This window comes from Xanthomonas sp. NCPPB 1128 (genome assembly GCF_001043115.1).
GTDB lineage: Bacteria > Pseudomonadota > Gammaproteobacteria > Xanthomonadales > Xanthomonadaceae > Xanthomonas_A.
Genome location: NZ_LFME01000067.1, coordinates 1 through 2,856, shown reverse-complemented (window position 1 = coordinate 2,856; position 2,856 = coordinate 1). Strand labels below are relative to the sequence as shown.

General features: G+C 71.7%; 2 protein-coding genes. Both read left to right on the top strand.

From position 1 onward, the window contains the following. Positions 1-70 precede the first annotated feature (70 nt). The gene (locus ACP93_RS20735; RefSeq protein WP_048492548.1) at positions 71-454 is read left to right on the top strand and encodes a RidA family protein; all 384 of its coding nucleotides are present in this window, start codon (positions 71-73) and stop codon (positions 452-454) included. Between the two features lie 9 nt (positions 455-463). Further along, positions 464-2,611, top strand: coding sequence for an ATP-dependent DNA helicase RecG (gene recG / locus ACP93_RS20730; protein WP_048492547.1), 2,148 nt, complete (start codon positions 464-466; stop codon positions 2,609-2,611). Positions 2,612-2,856 lie beyond the last annotated feature (245 nt).

The following is a 2,856-nucleotide window of genomic DNA, read 5'->3' as shown; positions in this document are numbered from 1 at the left end:
ATCCCCAATCCCCAATCCCCAACCGCGCACGCCAGCTAAACTAGGCAGACATTCTTCCAACGGAGTCGCCATGTCCCGCCAGATCATCCATACCAACCGTGCACCGGCCGCGATCGGCCCGTATTCGCAAGCCGTGCGTGCCGGCAACACCGTGTACTTCTCCGGGCAGATCCCGCTGGATCCGGCCACCGGCGAGATCGTCGCCGGCGACATCGCCGCGCAGGCGCGCCGCGCCTTCGACAACCTGCAGGCGGTGGCCGAGGCGGCCGGCGGCTCGCTGGACCGCATCGTGCGCCTGGGGCTGTACCTCACCGACCTGGCGCAGTTCGCGCAGGTCAACACGGTGATGCAGGACTACTTCCAGGCGCCGTTCCCCGCGCGTTCCACCATCGAAGTTTCGGCGCTGCCCAAGGGCGCGGGCTTCGAAGTGGACGCGGTGATGGTGCTGGACTGATCCCCCGCCGTGCCGCGCGTGCAGGTTCCGGCGCCGGCGCTGTCGGCGGCAGGCGAGGTACCGCTGACCACGCTGCCCGGCGTCGGTCCCAAACTGGCGGAGAAGTTCGCCGCGCGCGGCCTGTCCACCCTGCAGGACCTGTGGCTGCATCTGCCGCTGCGCTATGAGGATCGCACCCGCCTGACCACGGTGGCGGCACTGCAGCCGGGCGTGCCGGCGCAGGTCGAGGGGCGGGTGCAGGCGGTGGATCGCGGCTTCCGCTACCGGCCGATGCTGCGTGTGGCCGTGGCCGACGACTCGCGCGGCACCCTGGTGCTGCGCTTCTTCCAGTTCCGTGCCGCACAGGCGGCGCAGTTCGCGGTCGGCACGCGCTTGCGCGCCTTCGGCACGCCCAAGCCGGGCCAGCACGGGCTGGAGTTCGTGCATCCCAGCTATCAGATCCTCGGCGAGGACGCCGCCGCGGCCCTGGGCGATCGCCTGGATCCGGTATACCCGGCAGTGGAGGGCGTCGGCCCGGCGACGGTGCGCCGGCTGATCGGCCAGGCGCTGGACCGGCTGCCGGAGGAGGCGGCGCTGGAACTGCTGCCGGCGTCGCTGCTGGCCGAACTCGGCCTGCCGTCGCTGCGCAGCGCGCTGCTGGTCGCGCACCGGCCGCCGCCGCAGGCCGACCTGGCCGCACTCGCCGCCGGCCTGCATCCGGCACAGCAGCGCCTGGCGCTGGAGGAACTGCTCGCGCATCACCTGAGCCTGCGTCGCCAGCGCATCGCCATGCAGTGCCAGCCGGCGCCCTCGCTGCGCGGCCGCGGGCTGCTGGCCAAGCGCCTGCAGCAGTCGCTGCCGTTCCAACTGACCGGCGCGCAGCAGCGCGTGTTCGCGCAGATCCGCGCCGACCTGGAGCGGCCGGCGCCGATGCTGCGGCTGGTGCAGGGCGACGTCGGCAGCGGCAAGACCGTGGTCGCCGCGCTGGCGGCGATGCTGGCGGTGGACAAGCGCAAGCAGGCGGCGCTGGCGGCGCCGACCGAACTGCTCGCCGAACAGCATCTGGCCAACCTGCGCGGGTGGCTGGAGCCGCTGGGCGTGCGCGTGGCCTGGCTGGCCGGCAAGGTCACCGGCAAGGCGCGCAGCGCGACCCTGGCGCAGATCGCCTCGGGCGAAGCGCAGGTGGTGGTCGGCACGCATGCGCTGATGCAGGAGGCGGTGCGCTTCCACGACCTGGCGCTGGCCATCGTCGACGAGCAGCACCGCTTCGGCGTGCACCAGCGCCTGGCGCTGCGCGACAAGGGCGCTTCCGGTGCGGGCGTGCCGCACCAACTGGTGATGACCGCCACGCCGATCCCGCGCACGCTGGCGATGGCCGCGTATGCCGACCTGGACGTCTCCTCCATCGACGAACTGCCGCCGGGACGCACGCCGGTGCAGACCATCGTGCTCAACGCCGATCGCCGTCCCGAGCTGGTGCAGCGCATCCGCGTGGCCTGCGCCGAAGGTCGCCAGGCCTACTGGGTCTGCACCCTGATCGAAGAGGCCGAGGACAGCGAGAAGTCCGCGCAGGGCGGTGCCGGCAACCGGCTCGAGGCCAGCGCCGCGCAGGCCACCTTCGAGGCGCTGTCGGCGCAGTTGCCGGAACTGCGCGTGGGCTTGGTGCACGGACGCATGAAGCCGGCCGAGAAGCAGGCGGCGATGCGCGCGTTCAAGCAGGGCGAGATCGACCTGCTGGTCGCCACCACGGTCATCGAAGTCGGCGTGGACGTGCCCAACGCCTCGCTGATGATCATCGAGAACGCCGAACGCCTGGGCCTGGCGCAGTTGCACCAGTTGCGCGGCCGGGTCGGGCGTGGCGCGGCGGCGTCGAGCTGCGTGCTGATGTACCAGGCGCCGCTGTCGGCGATGGCGCGGCAGCGCCTGGAGACCATGCGCCAGACCAACGATGGCTTCGTCATCGCCGAGAAGGATCTGGAACTGCGCGGTCCGGGCGAGCTGCTCGGCACCCGCCAGACCGGCCTGGCCGCGTTCCGTGTCGCCGACCTGGCGCGCGACGCCGGCCTGCTGCCGCGCGTGCACGCCCTGGCCGACCGGCTGCTGGAGGAGGCACCTGTCCTGGCCGACCGCATCGTCGCGCGCTGGGTCGGTGGCGCGGTGCGGTTCGCCGGGGCCTGAGGGGCCGGGATTCGGCATTGGGGATTGGGGATTCGCAAAAGCGGCATCGCCACGTCTTTGTTCGTAGGGCCGGCTTTGACCGCGATGAGGCTGTCCCGGTAATGCCCGGTCGCGGCTAAAGGGCACCTCGAACAACCTGCCATGACCTGGAGCTAGGGGGGCAGCCTCTGTCGCAACGGCACCAGAGAGGCGTCGGATCATGGTGGTTGGGAGGCTGAGGTGGCCGTTGGGCCTGCTCATCCGAT